At 63.6% G+C, this 24,926-nt stretch carries 27 protein-coding genes; 15 read left to right on the top strand and 12 right to left on the bottom strand.

Translation table 11 applies throughout. From position 1 onward, the window contains the following. Window positions 1–11: 11 nt before the first annotated feature. Together AIOL_RS12340 and AIOL_RS12335 are read right to left on the bottom strand one after the other, a co-directional pair. Window positions 12–281 carry a hypothetical protein gene (locus AIOL_RS12340; RefSeq protein ID WP_152912512.1) on the bottom strand — a complete coding sequence of 90 codons (270 nt, stop codon included), beginning with the start codon at window positions 279–281 and terminating at the stop codon, window positions 12–14. Between the two features lie 185 nt (window positions 282–466). Continuing rightward, window positions 467–1,687 carry an acyl-CoA dehydrogenase gene (locus AIOL_RS12335; protein WP_049643252.1) on the bottom strand — a complete coding sequence of 407 codons (1,221 nt, stop codon included), beginning with the start codon at window positions 1,685–1,687 and terminating at the stop codon, window positions 467–469. A 167-nt stretch (window positions 1,688–1,854) separates the two neighbouring features. Here AIOL_RS12335 and AIOL_RS12330 point away from each other — a divergent pair, with 167 nt between their 5' ends. Both AIOL_RS12330 and AIOL_RS12325 read left to right on the top strand, forming a co-directional pair. Then, window positions 1,855–2,766, top strand: coding sequence for an AAA family ATPase (locus tag AIOL_RS12330; protein WP_049643251.1), 912 nt, complete (start codon window positions 1,855–1,857; stop codon window positions 2,764–2,766). A 70-nt stretch (window positions 2,767–2,836) separates the two neighbouring features. Then, window positions 2,837–4,192, top strand: a complete 1,356-nt coding sequence (locus AIOL_RS12325; protein WP_082152567.1) for a vWA domain-containing protein — start codon at window positions 2,837–2,839, stop codon at window positions 4,190–4,192. 58 nt (window positions 4,193–4,250) lie between these two features. Here AIOL_RS12325 and AIOL_RS12320 read toward each other — a convergent pair whose 3' ends face one another. The 3 genes from AIOL_RS12320 to AIOL_RS12310 form a co-directional block, all read right to left on the bottom strand. Continuing rightward, the gene (locus tag AIOL_RS12320; protein WP_049643250.1) at window positions 4,251–4,589 is read right to left on the bottom strand and encodes an MmcQ/YjbR family DNA-binding protein; all 339 of its coding nucleotides are present in this window, start codon (window positions 4,587–4,589) and stop codon (window positions 4,251–4,253) included. Between the two features lie 27 nt (window positions 4,590–4,616). Continuing rightward, on the bottom strand, window positions 4,617–5,639 hold the full coding sequence (locus tag AIOL_RS12315; RefSeq protein WP_160314478.1) for a Hint domain-containing protein: 1,023 nt from the start codon (window positions 5,637–5,639) through the stop codon (window positions 4,617–4,619). A 199-nt stretch (window positions 5,640–5,838) separates the two neighbouring features. Further along, entirely contained in the window at window positions 5,839–6,924 is a 1,086-nt protein-coding gene (locus AIOL_RS12310) for a Hint domain-containing protein (protein WP_152912511.1), read from the bottom strand. 158 nt (window positions 6,925–7,082) lie between these two features. On the opposite strand from AIOL_RS12310, the gene AIOL_RS12305 reads away from it, so the two are divergent. Beyond that, entirely contained in the window at window positions 7,083–7,421 is a 339-nt protein-coding gene (locus AIOL_RS12305) for a DUF6916 family protein (RefSeq protein ID WP_049643247.1), read from the top strand. On the opposite strand, the gene AIOL_RS12300 is transcribed toward AIOL_RS12305, so the two are convergent. Genes AIOL_RS12300 through AIOL_RS24450 form a run of 3 tightly spaced genes read right to left on the bottom strand, consistent with a single transcriptional unit; the run spans window position 7,400 to window position 9,004 of the window. Continuing rightward, a complete protein-coding gene (locus AIOL_RS12300; RefSeq protein ID WP_049643246.1) occupies window positions 7,400–7,903 on the bottom strand; it encodes a GNAT family N-acetyltransferase in 504 nt (167 codons plus the stop codon). The genes AIOL_RS12305 and AIOL_RS12300 overlap by 22 nt on opposite strands. 53 nt (window positions 7,904–7,956) lie before the next feature. Next, complete coding sequence (locus AIOL_RS25065; RefSeq protein ID WP_152912510.1) at window positions 7,957–8,400, bottom strand: DUF6916 family protein; 444 nt, start codon at window positions 8,398–8,400, stop codon at window positions 7,957–7,959. A gap of 55 nt (window positions 8,401–8,455) precedes the next feature. After that, window positions 8,456–9,004: a phage tail protein gene (locus AIOL_RS24450; RefSeq protein WP_082152563.1), complete on the bottom strand. Its 549-nt coding sequence runs from the start codon at window positions 9,002–9,004 to the stop codon at window positions 8,456–8,458. A gap of 576 nt (window positions 9,005–9,580) precedes the next feature. Here AIOL_RS24450 and cysS point away from each other — a divergent pair. The 5 genes from cysS to AIOL_RS12275 all read left to right on the top strand — a co-directional run bounded on the left by cysS (window position 9,581) and on the right by AIOL_RS12275 (window position 14,116). Beyond that, the gene (cysS, locus tag AIOL_RS12290; RefSeq protein WP_049643244.1) at window positions 9,581–10,963 is read left to right on the top strand and encodes a cysteine--tRNA ligase; all 1,383 of its coding nucleotides are present in this window, start codon (window positions 9,581–9,583) and stop codon (window positions 10,961–10,963) included. A gap of 91 nt (window positions 10,964–11,054) precedes the next feature. Continuing rightward, on the top strand, window positions 11,055–12,671 hold the full coding sequence (gene cimA / locus AIOL_RS12285) for a citramalate synthase (protein WP_049643243.1): 1,617 nt from the start codon (window positions 11,055–11,057) through the stop codon (window positions 12,669–12,671). Beyond that, entirely contained in the window at window positions 12,668–13,150 is a 483-nt protein-coding gene (locus AIOL_RS12280; RefSeq protein ID WP_235438997.1) for a class I SAM-dependent methyltransferase, read from the top strand. The genes cimA and AIOL_RS12280 overlap by 4 nt, the downstream gene beginning before the upstream one ends. Beyond that, window positions 13,125–13,373, top strand: coding sequence for a hypothetical protein (locus tag AIOL_RS25915; protein ID WP_235438995.1), 249 nt, complete (start codon window positions 13,125–13,127; stop codon window positions 13,371–13,373). Before AIOL_RS12280 ends, AIOL_RS25915 begins: the two co-directional genes overlap by 26 nt. Further along, window positions 13,370–14,116 carry a squalene/phytoene synthase family protein gene (locus tag AIOL_RS12275; protein WP_049643242.1) on the top strand — a complete coding sequence of 249 codons (747 nt, stop codon included), beginning with the start codon at window positions 13,370–13,372 and terminating at the stop codon, window positions 14,114–14,116. The genes AIOL_RS25915 and AIOL_RS12275 overlap by 4 nt, the downstream gene beginning before the upstream one ends. Window positions 14,117–14,340: 224 nt before the next feature. Here AIOL_RS12275 and AIOL_RS12270 read toward each other — a convergent pair whose 3' ends face one another. Genes AIOL_RS12270 through cobA form a run of 3 tightly spaced genes read right to left on the bottom strand, consistent with a single transcriptional unit; the run spans window position 14,341 to window position 17,732 of the window. Beyond that, complete coding sequence (locus AIOL_RS12270) at window positions 14,341–15,561, bottom strand: MFS transporter (RefSeq protein WP_049643241.1); 1,221 nt, start codon at window positions 15,559–15,561, stop codon at window positions 14,341–14,343. A 39-nt stretch (window positions 15,562–15,600) separates the two neighbouring features. Continuing rightward, a complete protein-coding gene (locus AIOL_RS12265) occupies window positions 15,601–16,875 on the bottom strand; it encodes a cobyrinate a,c-diamide synthase (protein WP_049643240.1) in 1,275 nt (424 codons plus the stop codon). A gap of 5 nt (window positions 16,876–16,880) precedes the next feature. Further along, window positions 16,881–17,732, bottom strand: a complete 852-nt coding sequence (gene cobA, locus AIOL_RS12260; RefSeq protein ID WP_049643239.1) for a uroporphyrinogen-III C-methyltransferase — start codon at window positions 17,730–17,732, stop codon at window positions 16,881–16,883. A gap of 97 nt (window positions 17,733–17,829) precedes the next feature. Here cobA and AIOL_RS12255 point away from each other — a divergent pair, with 97 nt between their 5' ends. From AIOL_RS12255 to AIOL_RS12225, 7 genes are all read left to right on the top strand, one after another. Further along, a complete protein-coding gene (locus tag AIOL_RS12255; RefSeq protein WP_049645420.1) occupies window positions 17,830–18,867 on the top strand; it encodes a cobalt-precorrin-5B (C(1))-methyltransferase in 1,038 nt (345 codons plus the stop codon). Continuing rightward, window positions 18,864–19,598, top strand: coding sequence for a cobalt-precorrin-6A reductase (locus AIOL_RS12250; protein WP_049643238.1), 735 nt, complete (start codon window positions 18,864–18,866; stop codon window positions 19,596–19,598). Before AIOL_RS12255 ends, AIOL_RS12250 begins: the two co-directional genes overlap by 4 nt. Then, complete coding sequence (locus AIOL_RS12245; protein ID WP_049643237.1) at window positions 19,595–20,221, top strand: DNA-3-methyladenine glycosylase family protein; 627 nt, start codon at window positions 19,595–19,597, stop codon at window positions 20,219–20,221. Before AIOL_RS12250 ends, AIOL_RS12245 begins: the two co-directional genes overlap by 4 nt. Further along, entirely contained in the window at window positions 20,221–20,889 is a 669-nt protein-coding gene (locus AIOL_RS12240; RefSeq protein ID WP_049643236.1) for an alpha/beta hydrolase, read from the top strand. The genes AIOL_RS12245 and AIOL_RS12240 overlap by 1 nt, the downstream gene beginning before the upstream one ends. A 139-nt stretch (window positions 20,890–21,028) precedes the next feature. After that, the gene (locus tag AIOL_RS12235) at window positions 21,029–22,639 is read left to right on the top strand and encodes a hypothetical protein (RefSeq protein ID WP_152912509.1); all 1,611 of its coding nucleotides are present in this window, start codon (window positions 21,029–21,031) and stop codon (window positions 22,637–22,639) included. 237 nt (window positions 22,640–22,876) lie between these two features. After that, window positions 22,877–23,461 carry an HNH endonuclease gene (locus tag AIOL_RS12230; protein ID WP_049643234.1) on the top strand — a complete coding sequence of 195 codons (585 nt, stop codon included), beginning with the start codon at window positions 22,877–22,879 and terminating at the stop codon, window positions 23,459–23,461. A 41-nt stretch (window positions 23,462–23,502) separates the two neighbouring features. After that, the gene (locus tag AIOL_RS12225; RefSeq protein WP_049643233.1) at window positions 23,503–23,877 is read left to right on the top strand and encodes a VOC family protein; all 375 of its coding nucleotides are present in this window, start codon (window positions 23,503–23,505) and stop codon (window positions 23,875–23,877) included. Here the strand turns inward: AIOL_RS12225 and AIOL_RS12220 are convergent. Further along, entirely contained in the window at window positions 23,874–24,824 is a 951-nt protein-coding gene (locus AIOL_RS12220; RefSeq protein WP_049643232.1) for a radical SAM protein, read from the bottom strand. The genes AIOL_RS12225 and AIOL_RS12220 overlap by 4 nt on opposite strands. Between the last annotated feature and the right edge of the window lie 102 nt (window positions 24,825–24,926).

The following is a 24,926-nucleotide window of genomic DNA, read 5'->3' as shown; positions in this document are numbered from 1 at the left end:
GGCGGGCCGCTTTAGCGGGTGCGCGCGGCGTCGTAGCGGCCGATCGACATCACCACATCAATCACCTTTTTGGCGGCCCTGACCGGCGGGACCGCGGATTTGGCATTTGCGCGCTTGCTCTGGGTGGGGCCTGCGTAAATGCGGCCGAACCGTTCACCGCGGCAGCTATGAAGCGAGGCCACCTCTCGAGACTTGGTTTGAACGCGAGAGTTCTGATAGCGCGAGATATCGCCCATCAGCGTTGCTTTCACTGCGTCGACAATACCGAAAACTATGCTCATGCCTTCGTCCTCACGGGTTATCGCCCATTCTGGACGACATTGGTGAAGAAAACGGCCACTAACAGGACCGGCGCAGGGCCTTGAAAGGTTCATTGCATGAAAAATTTGAGGCAATCCTCCCAGATTGCCTCATTGTTTCCACATTCGAAACGGTTGGCGCGGGCTATGGCCGCGCCTCTCGGGGCCTAAAAGAACGCCTGCAGACCCGTTTGCGACCGCCCCAGGATCAGCGCGTGCACGTCGTGGGTGCCTTCATAGGTGTTCACGGTCTCCATGTTCATCATGTGCCGCATCACGTGGAAGTCCTGCTGGATGCCATTGCCGCCATGCATGTCGCGGGCCAGGCGCGCGATGTCCAACGCCTTGCCGCAATTGTTGCGCTTGACGATAGAGATCATCTCGGGCGCGGCGCGGGCCTCGTCCATCAGCCGCCCAACGCGCAGGCTGGCCTGAAGCCCCAGCGCGATCTCGCTTTGCATATCGGCGAGCTTTTTCTGAAAGAGCTGCGTCTGCGCCAGGGGTTTGCCAAACTGCTTGCGGTCCAGGCCGTATTGGCGCGCCGCGAACCAGCAGTTCTCGGCCACGCCCATAGCGCCCCAGCTGATGCCGTAGCGTGCGCGGTTCAGGCAGCCAAAGGGCCCTTTGAGCCCCTCGACATTGGGCAGCAGGGCGTCCTCGCCGACGCTGACATCCTTCATCACAATCTCGCCGGTGACCGAGGCGCGCAGGCTCAGCTTGCCCTCGATCTTCGGCGCGCTCAGCCCCTCGGCGCCCTTCTCAAGCACGAAGCCGCGGATCTTGCCGCCATGCTCCTCCGACTTCGCCCAGACCACGAAGACATCCGCTATGGGCGCGTTCGAGATCCACATCTTGGCGCCGTTCAGAACATAGCCGCCCTGCACCTTCTTGGCGGTGGTCTTCATCCCGCCGGGGTCGCTGCCCGCGTCGGGTTCGGTCAGCCCAAAGCAGCCGATCAGCTGCCCGCTGGCCAGGCCGGGCAGGTATTTCTGGCGCTGCTCTTCGGAGCCATAGGCGTAGATGGGGTACATCACCAGGCTGGACTGAACCGACATCATCGAGCGGTACCCGCTGTCGATGCGGTCAACCTCGCGCGCGACCAGGCCATAGGTCACATAGCCCGCGCCCAGCCCGCCGTATTGCTCTGGGATGGTGGTGCCCAAAAGCCCGGCCTCGCCCATCAGCGGGAAAAGCTCTGGCGCGACGGTTTCTTGGCCGAAGGCCTCGGTGACGCGCGGCTGCAGGTTCGCATCCGCAAAGGCGCGCGCCCCGTCGCGTAGCATGCGCTCGTCCTCGGTCAGCTGGTCCTCCAGCAGGAACGGGTCGTCCCAATTGAAGCTCGCCAGATCGGGCGCGTCTTTGGGTTTCAGGTCGGGGTGGATGTTCATTGGGGCGGTCTCCTCGGATTTACTTTAAGCTTAAAGCATATTGCGCGCCGCATTGCAATCGCCGTGCAACGATAGCCGATCGCGCCAGGAAGGGCAGGCGAAACTGGCGCTTGACCGCCCCGGTACGACATGCCCAACTGAAAGCTGGCGAGTGGTAGGAGCGTGACGTGGCGGGACAGATCAGCGGGATCGAGGATGTGCAGGCCGCGCTGGCGGGGCAGGATTATGTCTGCGGGCGCGCCTTGGCCACGGTGGTCTTCCTGGCGCTGCGCCTGGGCCGGCCGCTGTTCCTGGAGGGCGAGGCCGGGGTCGGCAAGACCGAGATCGCCAAGGCCATCGCCGCCGCTCTGGGGCGCAAGCTGATCCGGCTGCAATGCTACGAAGGGCTAGACGCGTCCAGCGCGGTCTATGAATGGAACTTCGCCGAGCAGATGATCGCGATCCGCACGGCCGAGGCCACCGGGGGCGCGGAGCGCGGCGCGCTTAAGGCCGAGCTCTTTACTGAGGATTACCTGATCGAGCGCCCGCTTTTGCAGGCGATGCGCCCGCAGCCCGAGGGCCCGCCGGTTCTGCTGATCGACGAGCTGGACCGCACCGACGAGCCGTTTGAGGCGTTCCTGCTGGAGGCGCTTAGCGACTTCCAGGTCACGATCCCCGAGCTGGGACCCGTGAAGGCGCCTGAGCCGCCCATCGTGATCCTGACGTCGAACCGCACCCGCGAGGTGCATGACGCGCTCAAGCGCCGCTGCCTCTATCACTGGGTGGACTACCCCAGCTTTGAGCGCGAGATGGAGATCTTAAACGCCCGCGTGCCCGAGGCCGCCGCCGCGCTCAGCCAAGAGATCGTGGCCTTCGTGCAGCGCCTACGCACCGAGGACCTGTTCAAGAAACCCGGCGTGGCCGAGACCATCGACTGGGCGAAATGCCTGCTGGCGCTGGACGTGGTCGAGATGTCGCCCGAGACCATCGCCGACACGCTCGGCGCGATCCTGAAGTATCAGGACGACATCGCACAGATCCAGGGCTCGGAGGCCAAGCGCCTGCTGGATGAGGTGAAATCAGACCTCTCGGCGGCGTGACCGGCCCCATGCTTCACCTTGTCAAAAATACGCCTTCCTGTGCGCGAAACTGGACCGGACGGTTGCGGTGATGACTGAGACGCATCACCTGCACCTGCCCGACAACCCAAAGCTCAGCCAGAACATCACCTGGTTCGCCCGCGCCCTGCGCAAGGCGGGGCTGCCAGTCGGACCGGGGCGGGTGCTGGACGCGATCCGGGCGGTGGAGGCTGTGGGCTTCACCTCGCGGCAGGATTTCTACCACACGCTGCAGGCTTGCTTTGTCTCCCGGCCCGAGCACCGGGCGGTGTTCGCGCAGATCTTCCGGCTCTTCTGGCGCGATCCGCGCTATATGGAGCATATGATGGCGGCGATGCTGCCGGCGATCCGCGGCGTGCAGGAGGAACGCTCGGCCAAGGCCGCAGAGAAACGCGCCGCCGAGGCGCTGCTGGACGGGGTCGCGCAGGAGGCGCCCGAGGTGGAGACGCCGGGCGAGGACATCGCGATCCAGATCGACGCCTCACAGACGGCCTCTACCGAGGAACGCCTCCGCACGCTGGATTTTGAACAGATGAGCAGCGCCGAGGTGGCCGAGGCGAAGCGGATGCTGGCGCGCCTTACATTGCCGGTCAAGCCGCTCCAATCCCGCCGCAGGATCGCGGCCATGCATGGCCGCCACCCCGATTGGCGCGGCACGATGCGCCACGCGATGCGGCGCGGCGGGGAGATTACCGAATTCGCCACCAAGAACCGCACCGAGCGCTGGCCGAACCTGATCACGCTCTGCGACATCTCGGGGTCAATGTCGCAATACTCGCGCCTGGTGCTGCACTTTTTGCACGCGGTCTCCAACCAAAAGGGCGCGGGCTGGGCGAAAGTGCATGCCTTCACCTTTGGCACGCGGCTCACCAACATCACGCGGCATTTGGCGGCCCGGGATGTGGACGCGGCGTTGGCCGCGGCGGGGGCAGAGGCGCAGGACTGGGAGGGCGGCACCCGCATCGGGCGCTGCCTGCGCGCGTTCAACCGGGATTGGTCGCGGCGCGTGATGGGGCAGGGGGCGGTGGTCCTTTTGATCACGGACGGTTTGGATCGGGACGACGCGGCGCTGCTGGGCAAAGAGATGGAGCGGCTGCGGCTCTCTGCCCGGCGGGTGATCTGGCTGAACCCGCTGCTGCGCTTTGACGGGTTCGCGCCGCGCGCGCAGGGCATCCAGGCGATGCTGCCGCATGTGGACAGCCTGCGGGCGGGGCATAACATCGCCTCGCTTGAGGCTTTGGCCCAAGCGATCTCGGACGCGGGGGATGTGGGCGAAAAGGCCCGTATGGCGCGGGGCCACCCGGAGCCGGCCATCGAACAACTGACACCCGCGCCCGCGCGCGGCCTCTCCTCGGCCAAGGATATCGGCGCCAGGCTTGTAGCGGGGGCGAAGCAAGCCCGGGATTGAGGGCTGGTCCATGTTCGGCGCGCAGTTCGGGCGGCAACCTGGTGCCCCCCCCCCTGGCTCACGCGCCCAGCGTGGCCTGCACCTTCTTTGGCAGCTTGGAGCGGATCAAGCCATAGGACGTCTCGATCCGATGCTGCGCCTCCTCCGGTTCGGCCTCCCAGGGGAGCAGCACCCAGGAGGCGTGGAAATAGGGTGCTTTCTGCGCGATCCCAAGGTCGATCAGATGCGCTGCGTCGTCGGTCGAGGCGGTCTTGACCGCGATCCCCGGCGTATGCGTCCCAATGCAGGCGAACATCTTGCCGCCGACCTTCCACGCGTCATGCCCGCCGCCCCAGGGGTCAGAGACCTCCGCCCCTGGCAGGGTTTCACAGATCGCGTTGAGCTCTTCTCGGGTCATGGCCCGAGGGTAAGAGCGCGGGGGGCGTTAGGCAACAACCCGTTCGGGCGCGTCGGCTTTGTCGAGGCCCAGCATCGTCTTGATCCGCATGGGCAGCAGGCGGCGCGACGAGATGCGCGGCGCCTTCATCTCGTGCACAAGGCGGTCCGCGCCGTAGAGGTCGAGATATTCCTGGTAGTTGGCAAAGCTCGCGCGGTCCCGCATGGGCAGGTAGCTTTCCGCCGGGCAGCCATTGGCCAGGATTACCTCATGCGCCTCGGTTTCCACGTGGTAGACCCGCAGCGTCGGCATCTCGTCGGCGGAGACGAAATCAATCGTGTCGTGGTTCACCAGGGCGGAGGCATTCACCAGGTAGCCGTCCAGCATCAGCGCGTGGTCGGCGGTGACGATCAGGTCCTCGGAGGGCATGTTGGCGCCCAGGGCACCGGCGCGGATGCGCACGGGCTGGTCCTTTTCGCCCGCCAAAGCTGGGAAGACATCCTGATACCCGACCCAGAGGACCGATACATAATGCCCATCGCCGGTTTGAAGCAGATCTCCTTGTGACAAGTGCTCGACCAGCACTTCCCCCCCTTGCACCGCGATCTTTGTCCCTTGGGCAAAGCACTCGGTGAACGTTGTGTCGTTGACGGTGAAGGAACTGGTGCCCGTAGCGGCGAACCATGCATCGGCGGCATCCCCGCCAGTTGGCCCGCCAGGGACATCGTAGAAAAGCACGAAATGGCCATCTGCTCCGCCCGGGTACAAAACAGGGTAGGTGTGCCCACCAAACGTAATCGTTCCGACGAATTGCGCTTGGAATGCACCATCATTGTTGGCCGGGTCGGCAAAAAACCACGGATCGTTTGGAACTGAATCAGTATCGATTAGCGTTTCGCCGTAGGTCCAGTCGCCATCATTGTTCCCTTCGTCATCATTAAGATTGCCCGTTCGGTCGGTTGGAAACTTCCGAACTGAGGCACCCCCTGCGATTGACAGCGAACCATCTTGAGGAACTCTTCCCCCAGAACTATCCGCCTGGACGTAAGCAGTAACAACTAAATCGGGCATATCGTTAACTCCACAAACGTACAGCATGGCCTCTTGTTAAAAGTCGGCCAGCTAACTAATTAAAAACACAAGATTGATAAGCTAAATTTATTCTTTTAGCAAGCGTAACGTTAACGTTTGTGATTGGAGGAGGGAGGGGCGCGCAGGGCGCCGACGCTTGGGAGAGCAGGCTGCGCGCGCCTTGGCGCGCGCTCTGTTTCTAGGCCGATTTGGCGAAACCGCGGTTGCGATCCAAGCTGCCGGTCTTGGCCTTGATGCTCTCAGGCAGCAGGCGGCGCGACGAGATGCGCGGCGCCTTCATCTCGTGCACAAGGCGGTCCGCGCCGTAGAGGTCGAGATATTCCTGGTAGTTGGCAAAGCTCGCGCGGTCCTGCATGGGCAGGTAGCTTTCCGCCGGGCAGCCATTGGCCAGGATCACCTCATGCGCCTCGGTTTCCACGTGGTAGACCCGCAGCATCGGCATCTCGTCAGCAGACACAAAGTCGATCGTTTCGTGGTTCACCAGGGCGGAGGCATTCACCAGGTAACCGTCGAGCATCAGCGCGTGGTCGGCGGTGACGATCAGGTCCTCGGCGGGCAGGTTCGCGCCCAGGGCGCCGGCGCGGATGCGCACGGGCTGGTCCTTTTCGCCTGCAAAGAGGGGGAAGATGCTCTGATGGCCGACCCAAAGCACGCGTGTTTCGCCGCCATCTGCGGTGCGCAGCATGTCGCCGATTTCCAGGGCCTCAACAGGCATGCTTCCATCCGAGGTCTCAATCAGCGTGCCTTCGGCGAAACACTCGGTAAAGATATTGCCCGCGTTGTATTGATCCGCGCCGGTGCCAGGCGAGATCATGTCGAGATTCGCGACCGCGTAATCCGCATCAAACGACGCATTCGGGCCAAAGAAAACGATGTCGTATCTGGCGGTCATGCCATCTGAATCGTAAAGGATCGGGTAGTTTGTGCCGTTAATTGAAATAGTGCCGAAATAATCTGCAATGTCATTGGCGCCGAGCGGCGGTGCGATCGAAACACCTGAGTGTTCCGTAATGGTTTCGCCATAGGTCCATAACGTATCATTGTCGCCGGGAGCCCGGTCATCAAATTCGATGAGTTGGAACGCACCGAAAGTAATATCAAGCTTCGCCGAAAAAAGCGTCAGCGTCTGGGCGTTCCCCCCGGCGGTGCCTGCTGGCGCGGTTCCAGTATACTCGACGATAAAAGTTGGTTGTAAACTCATGTGTGGCCCCCCTGAGCCGGTTGTGTAACTTGGTAACTTGCTTTGACGAAGCGGCCCACCCACCGGGCCCAGAGATCATTATCGAAACCTGACGCTATCCACAGTTGATAACGCGTTGCAAAAGTAAACGGATTCTTAATATGTTGTAAAGACTCGCATGGGGTTGGAATCGGCTTAATCTGGCCGAAATCCCGGAGCATAACGTTGACACGGAGCAATTAGTGAACAAGTTTAACGTCGCGAGGGCAAGTGAAGACATATTTAAGCCCTTAGTAAGAGACACATTCAGGGTCGCCGTCGGGAGTCAGACTATTGAACTGACGCTCGACAACATCAAGATTTTTGAGAATTCGGGTGTTCGCGACACCAAGGTTGTTGTTGAAGGGGTTGAAATTCCGGCGAAAAAGGCGTTCGCCTTGACTCTAGAGGGCCCCCGAGAACCCGTCCTGGACCCAACAATTTATGCGCTGAGTCATGATACGCTGGGGACGATGCAGGTATACATGTCGCCCTTTCGCCAAGACGCCACGAGCACGCTTTACGAGGTCGTTTTCAACTGACCTAGGCTGGGCGGCCGCCATTCCATCTCGGACCGGTGCGGCATTTCACCGATCTTTCGAAAGCCAAGCCGGGTGTAAAGGGCCAGCGCCGGGCTGAAGGTAAACACCGCAAGTCGCATCGGGACTTTCCCGCCGTCTGCTTCCTGCATCAGGCTTTGCACGATTCCGGTCCCGATGCCTCGGCGTCGCCAGAAGGGGGCAATCGATAAGTCAATCAGGCGCAGGCATTCGTCCTGCCGGTCGACGATCATCCGACCGATGTCAGACTCGCCAACTTGAATGATACGATGCACCGCGCGCAGATAGGTCGCGGAGTAGCCTTCAGTCTGGGCCTTGAATTGGCTGCGCAGGAACTCGTCCTTGGCCTGGTTGTCCCAAGGAACCTGCGCCATCTCTTGGGCGCGGGTGCTGGCGTAGAGCTGAAACAGGAATTCCTGATCCTTGTTGTGGATCACGCGGAAGGAAACGGTCTCGGTCTTCATGTTTCGCCCGCAATTGGTCCCCCCACCCGAATGCAGGTGGGGGAAGTTCTGGTTTAGTTTAGGACCATCTCGACTACATGGCCACCGCGCCGCAGCGGGCTTGGCCCCATGTAGAGATCGGCCGCGCCTAGGCGCGCATGGCTTACGCGATAGATACCGCAGCCGCATTCAACCACCGGGTTTTTGTCGGGGCTGTCGAAGACCGCAACAACGCCTTCGGCTCTTGGCAAGTGCGCCGGGCGGTCGGGGCCGGAGTTTATCGGTTCAACGCCCACCAGCTTCAGGACCAGTTCGCCGGTATCCGGGGAGTTGATCCGAAAGCGGTCGCCAATAAGCTTGGCCATTTGATCGCTTGTTACTGTTTCCCAAGAAATTCCGGCGCTGTGCGCGCCTTTGCTGGCGCAGGCGGACGCCTGTACGGGGACAGCAGCAGCCGCGGCCACGGCAGCGTTTGCTGCCAAGAAGGTACGGCGGCTTAGACCTGTTTTCTCTGCCATATCTGACACTCCTTATTCCAAGGGTCCTAGGTTGCCCCAGGACCATGCAGGTCGACTAGCTGCGCGATGGGAAGACACCCTGCAACGCGATGATGAAACGCACCGAGCACCACGGCTGTACGTTGCTAAAGGATTGGTTGTTGCCGGCATTGTTTACCGTCGTTGTCGATGTTGCCGCTGTGGGCCCCATATCAGTATCGGCGGCCAGCCCATACATATTGTCTGGCGATCCGGCCAATACGGTTCCTGATGGTGTGTTGACCTGCCCGGTACCCGCCTGCGCGCGAACAGTCGTCGTCGTTGACGCGGCGTGATTGTGCGTAGGCATCGTGTTGATATCCAAAATGACATCCTGAACTCCGCCACGATGTCCCTGTACATAATTGCTCAGGCCCGGTCCACTGCCGGGATGGATCGGAACACGTCCGCGCATGTCCGGCAGGGCAAAAGAGGTGCGGCCGTCGCCGCCATAGTTGGTGCCGAGAAGCGAAAACAGAGCGGAGTTTTGAGCGATGGGTAGCAGTTGCCCATTACAATTTGCCCATGAACGCGGTGCAAAATTTCCGCCGAACATTATGATCTCCGCGATAAATGGATCCGCCATGATACTTTCCCTTATGGTTAACGCTGTTTGGTTAAATTTTCCTGTGTGGCCAAACAGCCAGATTAAGACCTTGATATGTTTTGTTGAACACACACCCTCTACGCTGTGAGTCTTATGCACTCACTTACTCTGGGGCGAACGTGGCATCCGTCGCCACCGCACGTCAAGTAAATTTCGACGAGAGATTGGTTTGGCTGGGTTTGCCGACGCAATTCCTCCCCGAGGGGTGGTGGTGCCGCGCGCATGGGAATCTATGCGCGAGCTCTGGTGGTCTGTAACCCGGCCCCCGCCGGAGGGTTCAACCGCCGCCTGATGCTCGCGGGCGATGATTGCCGTGGCGCAACCCGGTCTGCGTCAATCTCTGGTTCCAAGCGCTCCGCGGCGCAACTCCGCTGCGCTCCCCCCTTGGCAAAGGGCTCTGCCCGGCTTATACGTCCCCTCATGAAGACCAACACCGCCATCATTTGCTGCATTATCCGCTGAGATAGCCTCGCGGGTCGGTCTTTCACGTTTCAAAACATCTCGAAAGTCACTAAGCCCGCGCCGGAGGATGCCGCGTGCCGAAAGAGACCAGGGATGACCGAGATCAAGCTCTACAACACCAAGACCCGCCGCAAGGAGGTCTTTGCGCCCATCGACCCCGAGCATGTGCGCATGTATGTCTGCGGGCCAACAGTCTATGACCGCGCGCATATCGGCAACGCGCGCCCGGTGATCGTGTTCGACGTGCTCAACCGGCTCTTGCGGCACGTCTATCCGCGCGTGACCTACGTGCGCAACTTCACCGACGTAGATGACAAGATCAACGCCACCGCGCTGGCGCGCAAAGAGGCGGGGGCGCCCGGCACGCTTGAAGAGCTGGTGGCCGCGCGCTCGGACGAGACCATCGCCTGGTATCTAGAGGACATGGCCGCGGTGGGCGCGATTGAGCCTGACGCAATGCCGCGTGCAACCGAATACATCGCGCAGATGATCGCCATGATCGGCGCCCTGATCGAGAGGGGCCACGCCTATGCCGCCGAGGGGCATGTGCTGTTCCGGGTGCGGTCCTATGAGGAATACGGCGCCCTGTCGGGGCGCTCGGTAGATGACATGATCGCCGGGGCGCGGGTCGAGGTGGCGCCCTACAAAGAAGACCCGATGGACTTTGTACTGTGGAAACCGTCGACGGATGAGCTGCCCGGCTGGGACTCGCCGTGGAGCCGCGGCCGCCCTGGCTGGCATATCGAATGCTCGGCCATGGCGCATGACCTGCTGGGGGAGGCCTTTGATATCCATGGCGGCGGCAATGACCTGACCTTTCCGCATCATGAGAACGAAATCGCGCAATCCAAATGCATGGGGCATGGGTTCGCCAATGTCTGGATGCATAACGAGATGCTGCAGGTCGAAGGCAAGAAGATGTCCAAGAGCTTGGGCAACTTTTTCACCGTGCGGGACCTGCTTGATCAGGGCGTGCCGGGTGAGGTGATCCGTTTCGTGTTCCTCAGCACGCATTATCGCAAGCCAATGGACTGGACCGAGAAGAAGCGCCAGGAAGCCGAAGCGACGCTGCGCAAATGGCGCGAGCTGGTCTCTGGGGCAGGGGCGGCGCCCGTTCCGGGCGCGATCCTAGAGGCCGTGGCGGATGACCTGAATACCGCGGGCGCGCTGGCTGAGATGCACCGCCTTTATGCCGCGGGCGACGGCGCGGGGTTGCGGGCGGCGGGCGGCTTGCTGGGGCTTCTTGGCGATGAGCTGGGCGGTTGGGACGCCGCACCGGAGGTCTCGCTTGACGCCCTGGTTGTGCGGTTCAACGCGCTGCGTGCGGCCGCGATGGAGAGCAAGGACTTCTCCGGCGTGGACGCGATGAAAGCCGCGCTGATCGACGCGGGCATCGAGGTGCGCATGTCCAAGGCGGGTGTGGAACTTGAGGCCAAGCCCGGGTTGGACTTGGCCAAGCTGGAGGCGCTGCAATGAGTGTGCGCATCCAGGCGCGCGGTCGGAGGGGGCTCTGCCCCCGCCCTGCGGGCCCCCCGGGATATTTGAAAACCAGAGAAGAGGGACGGTCATGACCAGCAAAGAGAGGCTGTCGCTTTTTGATACCACCCTGCGCGACGGGCAGCAGACCCAGGGCGTGCAATTCTCGACCGCCGATAAGGTGCTGATCACCGAGACGCTGGACGCTCTGGGGCTGGATTACATCGAGGGCGGCTGGCCCGGCGCCAACCCCACCGACAGCGCGTTCTTTGACGCCGCCCCAAAGACCCGTGCGCGCTTCACCGCCTTCGGCATGACCAAGCGCTCGGGGCGCTCGGCGGCCAATGACGACGTGCTGGCGGCGGTGCTGAACGCGGGCACAGAAAGCGTGTGCCTGGTGGGCAAGAGCCATGACTTCCATGTCAGGACCGCGCTTGGCATCCCGCTGGCGGAGAATGTCGAGAACCTCTCGGCCAGCTTCAAACATATCGTCGATCAGGGGCGTGAGGCGCTCTATGACGCCGAGCATTTCTTTGACGGCTATAAGGCGAACCCCGATTACGCACTGGAATGCCTGCACGCGGCCTATGATGCGGGCTGCCGCTGGGTGGTCTTGTGCGACACGAATGGTGGCACCTTGCCCTATGAGGTGACCGAGATCGTCAAAGCGGTGATCGCCAGCGGCATCGCGGGCGACCGCCTGGCCATCCACACCCATGACGACACCGGGCACGGGGTGGCCAACACCCTGGCGGCGGTGGATGCCGGCGCGCGCCAGATCCAGGGCACCCTGAACGGGCTGGGCGAGCGCTGCGGCAACGCCAATCTGACCACGCTGATCCCCACGCTGCTGCTCAAGGAGCCCTATGCTTCGCGCTTTGAGACCGGTGTGGCGCCCGAGAAGTTGGCCGAGCTGACCCGTGCGAGCCGTCTCTTGGATGATATCCTCAACCGCGTGCCCAACAAATCCGCGCCCTATGTGGGCGCCAGCGCCTTTGCGCATAAGGCGGGGCTGCACGCCTCGGCGATCCTCAAGGACCCCACCACCTACGAGCATATCGACCCCGCCGTGGTCGGAAACACGCGCATCGTGCCGATGTCGAACCAGGCCGGGCAGTCGAACCTGATCAAGCGGCTGGGGGATATGGGGCTGGAGGTCGCAAAGGGCGACCCGGCGCTGGGCCGCATCCTGGACCGCATCAAGGAGCGCGAGGGGCAGGGCTATAGCTATGACACCGCGCAGGCCTCGTTCGAGCTGCTGGCGCGCGATGAGCTGGGGCTTAGCCCGAAATTCTTCGACGTGCAGCGCTATTCCGTGACGGTGACGCGCGGCCAGAACGGCAATGGCAGCCACTCCGAGGCGGTGGTGGTGGTGAACCTGGGCGGCCAGCGCAAGATCTCGGCCAGCGAGAGCATCGACGAGACCGGCCATGACCGCGGGCCGGTGAACGCCCTGTCCAAGGCGCTCTCAAAGGACCTTGGGCCCTACCAGGCCGCGATTGATGACCTGCGCCTGGTGGATTTCAAGGTGCGCATCACCCAGGGCGGCACCGAGGCCGTCACCCGCGTGATCATCGACAGCGAGGACGCGCAGGGGCGCCGCTGGTCCACCGTGGGGGTCAGCCCGAATATCGTTGACGCCTCGTTCGAAGCACTGTTGGATGCGATAAACTGGAAGCTGATCCGAGACGGGGCGGTACCCGCATGACATCTGCCTTCTTCACGCTGCATCAGGGTCTCATCCGCGAGGGTCCGGGCGAGGCCGCGGATGTGGCCTGGGCGGCCGAGATGGCCGGGCTGGGGCGGGACGCGCGTATCTGCGACGTCGCCTGCGGGCCTGGGGCGGATATCCCCGCGCTGCTGCAGGCCGCGCCAGAGGGCAAGGTGACCGCGGTGGACGCGCATAAGCCCTTCATCGAAGAGCTGAACATGCGCGTCGGGGCCGACAAGCGCGTGGTGCCCTATGTGGGCAAGATGGACAAACTCAAGGGCCCGTTCGATCTGATCTGGTGCGCAGGGGCCGTCTATTTCATCGGCATCGAGAAGGCTTTGGGCGCGTGGCGCTACGCGCTTGCCAAGGGCGGTCATGTGGCCTTCTCTGAGCCATGCTTTTTCACGGATGCGCCGAGCCAGGGCGCGCGCGTTCTGGGGCAGCGACCCGGTGTCGACTGCGAAGGACATCGCTGACCGCGTCGCCGCGGCGGGCTATGAGACCGTGGCCACGCGACGGGTCTCGGATCAAGCCTGGGAGGCCTATTACGACCCCATAGACGCGCGCATCGCGCTGTTGCGTCCAGGGGCGAGTGAGGAACTGGCAGCGGTGCTCGACGAGGCGGAGCGAGAGGCGGCGCTTTGGCGCGCCCATTCCCATGAGACGGGCTACTTACTGAGCGTGGTGCGCCCCGCATGAGCCTGGATCAATGCGCCGAGATCGTGCGGCGCGGCGACCCGGACCGCTTCCTTGCGACGATGGCCGCGCCGGTCGCGGCGCGGCGGGTTTTGCTTCCGCTCTATGCCTTCAACATCGAGGTGGCGCGCGCGCCCTGGGTGACCGCCGAGCCGATGATCGCGGAGATGCGGCTGCAATGGTGGCGCGACGCGCTGGAGGAGGTCCGGACGGGCTCAACGGTGCGTAACCACGAGGTCACCACGCCGCTGGCCGAGGTCCTGGACGCCGAGGGCGCCGCGATCCTGGACAGGCTGGTCCAGGCGCGCCGCTGGGACATCTACCGCGACCCATTCGAAGATGTGGCACATTTTTGGGAGCATCTGGACGCGACCAGCGGCGGGCTCGCTTGGGCCTGCGCGCGCGCACTGGGCGCCACAGAAGGCGAGGCGCGCGTGCGAGCGATCGCTCGGGCGGCGGGGCTTGCGAATTGGTTCCAGGCAATCCCCGAACTTGAGGCGCGCGGGCGGGTGCCTTTGGTCGACGGCAGGCCCGAGGCAGTGGCCGCTTTGGCGCGCGAGGGGCTTGCCTTGCTGTCCGGGCCCCGGCCAGATCCCGCCGCGCGCGCCGCCCTGCTAGCAAGTTGGCGCGCGCGACCGATTTTGAGGATGGCCGAACGGCGCCCGGACTTGGTTGCGAGCGGAGGGTTGGTGCAGTCGGAATTCGCGCGGCGGTGGGGCCTGATTTGGCGAAGCCTTGTTGGCTAGGTTCCGGCGTGTTGTTGGCCTGGGGTGGACCTTTGCGTGACGCAAATCTCTTGCAAGAGATTTGCACTTTCCTTGCAAGGAAAGTTGGGCCCGCAAACCGGCGAGAGGGCGCTGTTACAGGATCAATTGGGGTCGCGGGAATGAAACTCTTTCAAGAGTTTCGCAATTTTCTTGCAAGAAAATTGTGTCACGCCAAGGTCCGCTGGGGGCCCTAAAATCTTGGCTCAAACCGGCTTTGGACGCATCACGAACCAGGTCAGCGCCGCGCCAGCCAGCAGCAGGAACGGTCCCATCGCCAGGTTCACCGCGGTCCAGCCGGCCACCGGATCGGCGCCCGCGCAGTTCATCAACCCGCCCGAGGCCAGCGACGCCACTGTCACGCAGCCAAAGACCAGCATGTCATTGAGGCCCTGAACGCGCCCGCGCTCTTCGACCGTGTGCGCCGAGGCCAGCATGGCCGTGGCCCCAATGAAGCCGAAGTTCCAGCCCAGCCCCAACAGGATCAGTGCCCCGAAGAAGTTCAAAAGCTCCACCCCGGCAAGTGCTGTACCACCCGCCATGGCGAGCAGAACCAGGCCCGTCGCGACAATCCTCTCGGCACCGAAGCGCGCAATCAGATGCCCGGTAAAGAAGCTGGGCGCGAACATGCCCAGCACGTGGCTCATCACGATGTCGTTCTTCTCGCCGCCCACAAAGCCACAGCCCACCACGGCCAGCGGAGTAGAGGTCATCACCAGGTTCATCAGCGCATAAGAGACCATGGCACAGATGATCGCGACGGCGATCTTGGGCGTGGTCAGAAGCTCCCAGCGCGTGCGGCCGCGCGGCGCGCCTGCTTCGGCGCGGGGCGGGCGTGGGATATCCAGGAACGGGATCACCAACGCGCCCAGAATATTGACCCCGATCACCGCCAGATAGGTGCCCAGGAATGGCACGGCGAAGGTGTTCTCTGTCACTTTCGCCAGTTGCGGCCCCAGCACCGCCGCGATCAGCCCCCCTGCCATCACGTAGGAGATCGCCTTTGGGCGGAACGATTCGGACGCGGTGTCCGCGGCGGCGAAACGGAAAAAACCCTGCGCGCTCATATAGGTGCCGGTGATCAGCGAGCCGAGCAGCAGCAGGCCAAAGCTGCTTTCCGACAGCGCATAGGCGCCGATCAATCCGCCCGACGCGCCTGCGACCCCGCCCAGAAAGAACCCCGCGCGGCGGCCATAGCGCTGCATGATCGCGGACATGGGCGTTGCAGACAGCATCGAACCCAGCACGATCATCGAGATCGGCAAAGTGGCAAAACAGATGTTGCTGGACAGCGACTGCCCCGCCAAGCCGGCTATAATGAACAGCATCGGCATCTGAGCGCTCATCACGGCGCTGAGGATCACGAGAACAACCACGTTGCGGCGTGCGCGGCGGTCGTCGGCTTGGGGAAGGGTCGCGTCGGTCATGGCGAGGCACTTATCGGGTGACGGCGGGGAAGGGAAGCCTCAGCGATGAACAATCACATGTGCGAATGATCCACTGACGCGCCCTGCAACAAGCCCCATGGGCGGCAAGGTCTGGCCCTCGGCATCTGTGGCCTCAAAAAGCGGGTCTCCGTCCGCCCTTAGAGTGGTGGCGTAGTGGAATTCATGCGCGGCGAACGTGCCGGGCATATGGGCGCTGCGAGACGTCAGATTGCGGTAGCCCAGATGCAGCTCGCGCGCGGCAAAGCTGGTGTGCAGACCCAAGAGCCCGGCCATTTCATGGCTGTTCCCCTCGGCGTCGGTAAGTGCCTCTCCCAGCACCATGTAGCCGCCGCATTCCCCATATATATCAGAATTTTGCGCGGCACTCCTCAAGCTTCCCAAGAAGCGCTCGGCATTTGCAAGCCTGCCCGCGTGCAGCTCGGGATAGCCGCCGGGCAGATATACCAGATCGGCCTCGGGGACGGGCTCATTGGCAAGGGGGGAGAAGTACTTGATCCGGGTGCCCGCCTTTTGCCAGTCGGCAACAAGATGCGGGTAGAGAAAGGCGAATGCCCGATCATGGGCCACGGCAACACTTTCATGCGAAAATAACGGCTCGGGAGGCGCGGTTTTGGGCGTGGGCAGCGGCATCGCGCAGCCCTCTAGCCCGTCCAGGTCGACCCCGGTCGCGACATGATCGGCTGCGGTGTTGAGAAAGGCCTCTAGAGCCGGATGTTCTTCGGCCTGGACCAGGCCCAGGTGGCGGTCCGGCAGCGCCAGGTCACTTGAGCGCCGCAACACGCCGAAAACCGGCAATCCGAGCGGCGCAAGGGCGGCGCGCAGCATCCGCTCGTGCCGGTCGCTGCCCACGCGGTTCAGGATCACACCGGCGATGCGCACCCGCGGGTCATGCGCCGCAAAGCCCGCCACCAGCGGCGCCACGGATTGCGACATGCGCGCCGCGTCCACCACCAGCACGACCGGCAGGCCGAGGATGCGCGCCAGATCCGCCGTCGCGCCGCGGCCATCCGGGGGCGCGCCGTCAAAGAGGCCCATCGCGCCTTCCACAATCAACAGACCGTCGCCTGCGGCCAAGGACTTGATCCGCTCCGGCGTCATCGCCCAGGCGTCTAAGTTCATGCAGGTCAGGCCGGTCGCGGCCTCGTGAAATCGTGGGTCGATATAGTCCGGGCCGGACTTGGCGCCTCTCACAGCGACGCCTTGGCGGCGCAGCGCGCGCAAGAGGCCCAATGTGACTGTGGTCTTGCCCGCTCCAGAGCTTGCCGCCGCAAGAATCAGGCCGCGCCCGGGCATGGGCGCTAGGCGCTCTCGGCGGGTCTGCCGCGCCCCAGCGGGTCAAGGTTGCGCGGTGCCTCGCCCGCGGCGAGCGCCTGCCAGTCCAACACCTGCCGCATCAGCACAGAGCGCCCCACGCAGATGATCGCCGGCGGGGCCAGATCGCTGTCGGCAATGTCCTGGGCGGCGTCTTCCAGCGTGGTCTCTAGCACCTGTTGATCCGTAGTGGTGGCCGTCGTGACGACGGCGACGGGCTCTGAGCCGGGTCGACCAGCTGCCATCAATTCCGACACGATGCGGTCGATATGCTTCATGCCCATATAGATCACGATCACCTGGGAGCCCTTTGAGATCGCTTGCCAATCCAGGTTCTGCGGCGCCTCTCCGGTCTGGTCGTGCCCGGTCACGAAGGTCACCGATTGGTTCACGTCGCGATGGGTCACGGGGATGCCCGCATAGGCCAGCCCGCCGATCCCGGCGCTGATGCCGGGGATGATGCGCACCGGAACGCCGTGTTGCACCAGCGTCTGCGCCTCCTCACCGCCGCGCCCGAATACGAAAGGATCGCCGCCCTTCAGCCGCAGCACGCGCTTGCCCGCGCGGGCCAGCTCCACCAGGCGCAGCGAGATGTCGCGCTGCTTTGGCGAAGGCTTGCCGCCGCGCTTGCCCGCGTAGATCCGCTCGGCCTGCGGGGCCCAGTCCAGAATCGCGTCCCCCACCAGCGCGTCAAAGACGATCACATCCGCCTGGCGCAGCGCGTTCAGCCCGTGCAGGGTCAGCAGGCCCGGGTCGCCGGGGCCTGCGCCGCACAGCCAGACCCAGCCGGGCTTTAGCTCGGGCCAATCGTTGGGGGGCAGGGCAATTGAGTCGTTCATTGCGTGTTTATGCCCGCATGCCGCGCGCGCGAAAAGAGCGGAAGCGACCGCAGATGGCCAATTGGCGGCGCGGATCATCGCGGTTATGGTCCCGCCGATGAGAAAGCCCCAGGGAGATCTGCGCCGCGGCTGGACGACCGGCGCCTGCGCCACCGCCGCCGTGAAGGCCGCGCTGATGCGCCTGTGGGGCGGTGCGTTCCCGGCGCAGGTGCAGATCACGCTGCCGCGTGGCGAGACGCCGGTCTTCCCGCTGGCGCATCAGGACGCGGGCGACGGCTGGGCCGAGGCGGGCATCACCAAGGACGCGGGTGACGACCCGGACGTGACGCATGGCGCGCTGGTGATCGCACGGGTTGCGGCGTCGGCTGGCGGTGTGGTGTTCCGCGCCGGAGAGGGCGTGGGAACGGTCACCAAGCCCGGACTGCCGATCCCGCCGGGGGAGCCGGCGATCAACCCCGTGCCGCGGCAGATGATCCAGCAAGTGGTTGAGGAATGCGCGGCAACCCACGGGAAACGCGCGGATATAGAGGTCACGGTCAGCATACCAGGCGGCGCAGAGATCGCGCTCAAGACCTGGAACCCGCGGCTTGGCATCGCGGGCGGGCTGTCGATCCTTGGCACCACTGGAGTGGTCCGCCCGTTCAGCTGCGCGGCCTGGATCGCGTCGATCCATCGCGGCATAGACGTGGCCCGCGCCGCGGGTGCGCCGCATGTGGCGGGCTGCACCGGGGCCACCAGCGAGCGCGTGGTGCAAGAGCTCTACGGGCTGCCGGATCACGCGATGCTGGATATGGGGGATTTCGCGGGCGGAATGCTGAAATACCTGCGCAGGCACCCTGTGCCGCGGCTGACTGTTGGTGGCGGTATCGGCAAGATCACCAAACTGGCGCAAGGGGCGATGGACCTGCACTCGTCGCGCAGCCAGGTGGACTTTGCCGATCTCGGAGCGCGGTTCGGGACCGCGGCCGGGGCCGCGAATACGGCCCTGGAGGCCTATGAGCACGCGGGTGAGGCCTTCCCGCAATGGGCGGCAGAAGAGGCGTGCGGGCGGGTCGAGGCGTTTCTAGGAGCGGAAACCCGGGTGGATGTCGTGGTGATCGACCGCGCCGGGCAGGTTCTGGTGCGCGCAGAATGAGGCTCTTGCTGCTGGCAGGCACCGGAGAGGCGCGCCGGATCGCCAAGGCCCTGGCCGAGATGCCCATAGATACGGTTGCCTCCCTTGCCGGTGCCACGCAGAAACCCTTGGACCTCGCGGTGCAAACACGCCATGGCGGGTTCGGCGGGGGTGAGGGCTTTCGTGCCTTCCTAAAGACGGAACGGATCAGCGCCGTCTTAGACGCCACCCATCCATTCGCAGATCGCATCAGTCTACGCTCCGCCCGGATTTGTGACGAGATGGCAGTGCCTTACGCGCAGCTTCTCAGGCCGGGATGGGTGCCGGAACCCGAAGATACGTGGCGCTTCTTTGACGCCGAAGAGCAGGCCGCGAGCTTCATCGCCGAAGGGGCGATCGTCTTCCTTGGCACCGGGCCGCAGGGCCTGGCAAAGTTTGCCAACCTCACGGGGCGCCGGGTGATCTGCCGCCGCATTGACCCGCCTCAGAACCCGTTTCCCTTCCCCGGCGGGGAGTACCTGCTCGGACGCCCGCCATTCTCTGTGGAAGACGAGGTGGCCCTGTTTCGGCGATTGAAGGTGGACTGGCTGGTGGTCAAGAACTCTGGCGGCGCGGCGAGCCGCTCAAAGCTGGACGCGGCAAGGGTGCTTGGCATTCCGGTGGCGCTTTTGAACCGGCCTCCTCAACCGGACGCGCTGCGGGTGGAAACGGTGGAGGACGCGCTGGCGTGGGTGCGGGGCCTGCTGACATGATCGGTCGCATCATTGAAACCGACGCCTGCGTGGCCGAGGGCGCCGCCTGGCTGCGCGGCCAGGATGCCAGGTTCGCCCTAGCGCTTGAGCAGACCGGCCCGCTGCCGCTGCGCCGCCGCCCCGACGGGTTTGCGCAGCTTCTAAGCGCCATCGTCAGCCAACAGGTCTCAACTGCCTCGGCCGCCGCGATTTGGGCGCGGGTCGAGGCCGCCGGGCTCGCCACCGAGGCGGCCTGTCGCGCCGCCAGCGAGGACGACTTGCGCGCCGTGGGGCTGAGCCGCCCTAAGATGCGCTACGCTCGGGCCCTGGCCGAGGCCCGGCTGGACTATGTGGCCCTGCGCGATGCCCCCAATGACGAGGTCATCGGGACGCTGATTGCAGTGCCCGGGATCGGCGCATGGACAGCCGAGATCTATGCCATGTTCTCGCTCGGGCGGGCGGATGTCTTCGCGCCGGGCGATTTGGCCCTGCAAGAGGCCGCGCGGATCCTTTTCGAGCTGCCCGACCGCCCCTCTGAGAAGGCGTTCCGCCAGATGGCCGAGGCCTGGTCGCCCTGGAGATCGGTTGCGGCGCGCGCGCTCTGGGCCTACTACCGCGTGGCAAAGAACAGGGAAGGGATCTGATGACCCGCATACTCGACAGCAAGCGGCGCGGTGTGGCCCCGGGCACAGCGAAATCCGTGGTGGTGTTCCTGCACGGCTACGGCGCCGATGGGGCGGATCTTTTGGGGCTGGCCGATCCGCTAGCCGAACACATGCCCGGCACGGCCTTCCATGCCCCAGATGCGCCGGAGGTCTGCGCCACCAATCCGATGGGCTTTCAGTGGTTCCCGATCCCATGGATCGACGGCTCTTCCGAGGAGGCCGCCGAGCAGTCGATGGCGCAATCGGTCGAAGACTTGAACGCCTATCTTGATGCGGTGATGGCCGAGGAAGGTGTGGGGCCTGATCGGGTGATTCTGCTGGGGTTCTCGCAGGGCACCATGATGAGCCTGCACGTCGCGCCGCGCCGCGCCGAATCGTTTGCGGGCGTCGTGGGGTTCTCGGGGCGGCTCTTGCAGCCCGAGGAGCTGGCCGATGCCACGGTCTCGCGCCCACCGGTGCTGCTCTTGCACGGCGATCAGGACGACCTGGTGCCACCGCAGAGCCTTCCCGAAGCTGGCAACGCGCTAACCGAAGCCGGGTTTACCGTCTATGCGCATGTGATGAAGGGCACCGGGCACGGGATCGCGCCTGACGGGCTCAGCGTGGCGCTGGCCTTCATGCGCGAGCGCCTGGGGCTAGAGCGCTAAGTGCGTGACAATTCGGCAATTACTCGGGCGTATTTCGGCCCGACACTCGGCCCGCTGCGAATAACCGTTTCATGTGAGAAACAGCGCGGCTATAATGATCGAAATCGAAGACTGCGGCTTGGCCGCGAGGGGGCATAGCGTGACAAATTTTGTAAAAGCCGTAAGTGCGGCACTTCTCGTAGCTGCTGGTGGTGCCTCGGCGCAGCCCGCAGAGCCCCTGGTGTCGGGGCGCTACTTCTTTCCGAATATCGGCACGCCAGATACGCTGCATCGTGGTGCGTTCTTGACCTATGCAGGGCTCGCCCTGGGCGAAAATCCTGGCCCTGCGGGTACCGGCAGCCAGCTTTACTCCTTCGGCGCGCTTTATGGCGTGACCGAACGGTTGCAGGTCGGGATCGGATACGAGACCTTTGACGATCCGGTTGCGATTTCGGGCGCGCCCGGCAACGAGATCGGCATCTTCGACGTGATGCTGCAGGCGAAGTATCAGCTTTATGATACCGCGCGGGTCAAGGTTGCGGCTGAGGCCTCGGTCGAGACCTATAGCTTCCAAAGCGACTTCTGGGGCACCCGTGGCGCCCCCGCGGCGGACACTGTGGTCGGATCGCTGCATCTGCCCGTGTCGATCAATGTCACGGACGCGTTGAAGGTCCACGTCTCGCCGGGCGTGTCCTTCTTTACGGATAATTTCAACGGTGTGCCGTTCTATGGCACGATCTACCAGATCGGCGGCGGTGTGTCCTATCGCTTCAGCGAGCGGGCTGAGGCCTACGCCACGGTGAATGTGCCCTTTGGGGACGGCGGTAACTCTATCGGCACCAACGGCGCGGTAAGCAATGTGCCCGTTTGGGCGGTGGGTGGTACGTTCAATGTTACGCCGAAGGTGGCGCTTGAGGGATATGTGACCAATGGCTTTGGCAACACGCCAGCGACGCGGGTCACGACCTTCTTTCCGGGCGGCGATGACCTCGTCTTGGGGGCGCGCCTAAGCTACACCCCGGGCAACAATTCAAGCTATCGCACGAGCTTCCGCGATGTGTCCAACGACATGACAGACCGGCAGCGTCACCTGCAGTTCCACCAGGGGATTATGAGCGGCGCTGATACGCTGGATCCAGGATATGTGAGCGCCTATGGCTTTGCGGGGCCGCAGGATTATGGCGGCGGCGGCGTCAGCATTGGCCTAGAGCAAGATTTCGAGTTTGGTCTGCGCGTGGACCGCTATTCGAATGACGGCTCCTTGGGCCCCAACTCGCAGCGCCCCGGCGTGGGAACGCGGGTGTCCGGCACAGTGAAGCTGCGCATTCTGGATCAGAACAACGGCAGCCCGTTTTCGATGTCCGCATTGGCTGAGCTGGGAACCGGGACGGGAACGACGCTGGGCACGATCTACGGCAGCTTACCGATCTCCTATCAGGTCAACGATGCCGTCGCTGTGTCTTTCGAGCCGAAGTTTGGCAACTTTGTCGGCTCCGAGCTTTTGGGCGCGACGGCAGGCGTGAACATCGAGCCCTGGGACGGGGTCGAGCTTATGGCGCAGGCTGGCGCAGTTGATGGCGGCTCGGGCGCGGTATGGTCGGCGGGCGCACGCGTGCACGCAGGATTTGCGCCGATCGCGTTCGAAGTGCAGGCGAGCAATACCATCGGCGACTACGGCGTTGGCAGCCTGATCGCGCAGGAAGATGTGCGCTATTCGGCGGGCGTGCGCGTGACGCTGGATGGCAAATCCATCCTCGGCAGCCTGTTCTAAGCGGCCGCACCAAACGACCGATCTCGCAGACCATGGCGCGCGCATTAAGGACGCGCCATGGGTGCGCGCCGACTGTCAAAATTCTGTTATGCGTTTTGGATAAGCCTGACCCAACCGTACTGCATCTAGCGGGGGTTGTGCCCAAGAAAACGCCAGATATAGTAGGGGCAGGCTGGGGCGGCTTCCCCGCCCTGGCGCCAATTGACGGGCGAGCAGGCAGGGGCGGAGTCACGCGGAATGCAAGGCGAATTTAGAACTAGTTTTGTCAGGGAACCCAACAATCTGCGTCATCACCCGGCGCTGGTGTTGAACGCCGATTACCGGCCGCTAAGCTACTACCCCTTATCGCTCTGGACCTGGCAGGAGGCGATCAAGGCGAAGTTCCTCGAAAGGGTCGATATCGTCGCCGAGTATGACCAAGAGGTTCACAGTCCCTCGATGAGTCTAAAGATACCGTCAGTCGTCGTCCTGAAAGACTATGTAAAACCCCAAAAGCGCGTGGCCTTCACGCGCTTTAATTTATTTCTGAGGGACGAATTTTGCTGCCAGTATTGCGGCTCGCGCGGGGACCTGACCTTTGACCATGTCGTGCCGCGCGCGCGCGGCGGGATCACAAGCTGGGAGAACGTGGTGGCGGCGTGCTCACGCTGCAACCTTAAGAAGGGCTCGAAGTCCCTGCGCCAAGTGCACATGTCCTTGCGAAAGCCGCCGCGGCAACCCGCAGCGGAAGAGCTGCGCAATATGGGCCGGCGCTTCCCGCCGAACCACCTGCACGAGACCTGGGTGGATTTCCTTTACTGGGACGCCGAACTGGAAGCCTGATGCGTTTGCTGCAATGATGCGGGAAACTTAAGGGTAAAATCATGTTGCAATCCTTTGACCATGTGAACGTCAAAACGGGCCGGCTGGAAGAGATGGTCGCCTGGTACGCTGACATCCTTGACCTTTATGCCGGCTGGCGCCCGAGCTTCCCATTTCCGGGCGCCTGGCTTTATCTTGGCGACCATCCCTACATCCACCTGGTGGGCATGGACACCGAACCGGTGTCCGAGGACCCCAAGATCGAGCATTATGCGTTCCGGGCCACCGGTAAGACCGCGTTCCTAGAAAAGCTCGCCGCGCGTGGGGTCGTGTACCAGCTGTCCGAGGTGCAGGATGCCGGGATCGTCCAGGTCAACATCTTTGACCCGGATGGCAATCACATCCACATCGACTTTGCTTTGAACGAAGCGGCTTAGGCCGAGCAGCTCGCGCCGCCAAGCACGCAGAACTTGGCGCAATGCGGGTGGTTGAGAAAGACCTTGCCTTCCGCCTCTTCGAGCGTTGTCCCCATGTCGAACTCGGGCGCATAGGGCAGCAGCGTGCATGCCGCCACGCTGGGGCGCGCCGCGCCTTTGCGCTTGACGACCATCCGCGAGGAGGAACACATCACGCTTTGCGGCGATTTGCCCAGGATGCCCCAGCAGGCGGTGGTGATCTCGGGCACGTCGACGGATGCGTCCATCTCGGGGAATAGAACCGTCATTCCAGGGTTTTGCGCGTCGATCTTAAAGCCATTTGTGGCGTATAGCTCGGCGTAGCCCGCGCGGGCGTCGGCCTCGGCCTCGTTCCACATCGTGCGCCCGGCCACGGCCATGCGGATGCCCGCGTCGCGCAGCCAGCGCATGCCTTCAAGCGTCTTTTTAAACGTGCCCGCGCCGCGCTCTTCGTCGTGGAACTCGGCGCTGTGATGGTCGACGGAAATCCGCAGGGTCAGCCGGTCGCCAAACTCTGCCTGCAACTCCTGCAGGCCCTTGCGCATCGAGGCCCGCATCATCGGGCGCATGGCGTTGGTCAGGATCAGGACCTCATAGCCGGCCTCAAGCGACAGGCGCGCCATCTCGATGATCTGCGGGTTCATAAACGGCTCGCCGCCGGTGAAGGCAATCTCGCGGATGCCCCAGCTGCGCGCCTTGGCTTGCGCCAGATAGTCGGCAACCTCGGCGGCGGTGATGTAGACCAGCCGGTCGTTCTTTGGAGAGCTTTCGATATAGCAGTTCACACATTCGATGTTGCAAAGCGTGCCGGTGTTGAACCATAGCGTCTCTGGGTTGGTCAGCGCCACGCTGGCGCGGTCCTCGCCCTTGGCGGTGATTTGCGGATGTTCGAACTTGCCCAGGCCCGTGCCGTTCTGGTGGTCTTTCATGGTACGTTTTTTTTGCCTCAAGCTTGCGGTTTTTGACAGCTAACGGAGCCTTGTCGCGGTGAAAACCCCGTAGCTGCGCTTTGACGCGGTTGTGATGTGGCA

Source organism: Candidatus Rhodobacter oscarellae (assembly GCF_001078595.1).
GTDB lineage: Bacteria > Pseudomonadota > Alphaproteobacteria > Rhodobacterales > Rhodobacteraceae > Rhodobacter_B > Rhodobacter_B oscarellae.
This window is presented reverse-complemented; position numbering and strand designations above follow the sequence as displayed.